This is a genomic window from Phyllobacterium sp. P5_D12 (genome assembly GCF_054049495.1).
The window spans coordinates 1-998 of sequence record NZ_JBFUMG010000991.1 but is presented as its reverse complement, the minus strand read 5'-3'; the positions used below and the strand labels follow the sequence as shown (position 1 = coordinate 998).

The window sequence follows — 998 nt, the reverse complement described above, 5'->3', positions numbered from 1 at the left end:
GTTCCAAGGTGTCCGGCACGTAGTTGCCTATGTTCACGAGGCGCGTCGGACGAGGCGCAAATCGGTCGCCCATGACCCAGGCGCCGTTCCTACCTCTCCCGCCAATGATCTTGTGGCGGCGCAGATCGGCCCAGGCGATGGATACCGTCGCCGGACTTATACCCAGCGTGAAGGCGAGATCGCGTACGGACGGCAATTTGGTTCCGACCGGCAGCAATCCTGAGCGGATCATCGCGCCCGTTTCAAGCGCAATGCCACGCGAGGTGCGATCGCCAAGACGATGAGCAAACCATTGGGCGTCGAATTGATCCGTCATCATCTGAACTTTAAATGTTTAATGTCATAATAACATTTGATTGCATGAACATAAACATTTACGGAGGTCTAGTCAAACCGCCGGAATGAGGAAATCCATGCGCGTTCCCATAAAAATTGCCACCCGCGATTGGGACTATCTGACTCCGCTGATTTTCGGCGACGTCCCGTCGGACCGGATCGAACTACAGGTGGATCGCGTCGGAACGTTGATCCCCGATCTTGCTTCAAGCGAGATCTATGACGCCGCGGAAGTTTCCTTCAGCCGCTACACCTCCGCCATGGCCGAGGGCGCGGAAACCATCGTCGGCATTCCTTGCTTTATCATGCGCGGCTTCCGCCACAGGTGCATTATCACCACCGAAACAAGCCCTATGACCCGGTTGTCCGATCTTGCCGGGAAGCGGATCGGCATTACCGGCTGGCGCGACTCCGGCAATACCTGGACGCGGGCTGCCCTGCGCAGGGAAGGCATCGGTATCGAAGATGCATTCTGGTTCGCCGGTCGCCTGACGGCCATCCACCCCATCGTCGATCGGCTCGACGGCTTTGGCCAGCCCGGCAGGATCGAGGCGGCTCCCGGCGAACGTCCCATGACGGAACTGCTGGCGAAGGGCGAGCTCGATGCGATCTTCACTCCATTCATGCCCAACGGCTATTTCGAGAACGGAGCGGGGCTTCGT

1 protein-coding gene and 1 pseudogene are annotated in these 998 nt (G+C 58.6%); one reads left to right on the top strand and one right to left on the bottom strand.

Features of this window, described 5'->3' with window-relative positions:
* On the bottom strand, window positions 1–316 hold a 316-nt coding region (locus ACXJ5O_RS28200; protein WP_457302794.1), incomplete at its 3' end, for a GntR family transcriptional regulator.
* A gap of 97 nt (window positions 317–413) precedes the next feature.
* Between ACXJ5O_RS28200 and ACXJ5O_RS28195 the strand changes: the two are divergent.
* Window positions 414–998 (top strand): annotated as a pseudogene (locus ACXJ5O_RS28195) (nitrate ABC transporter substrate-binding protein); the annotation flags it as partial.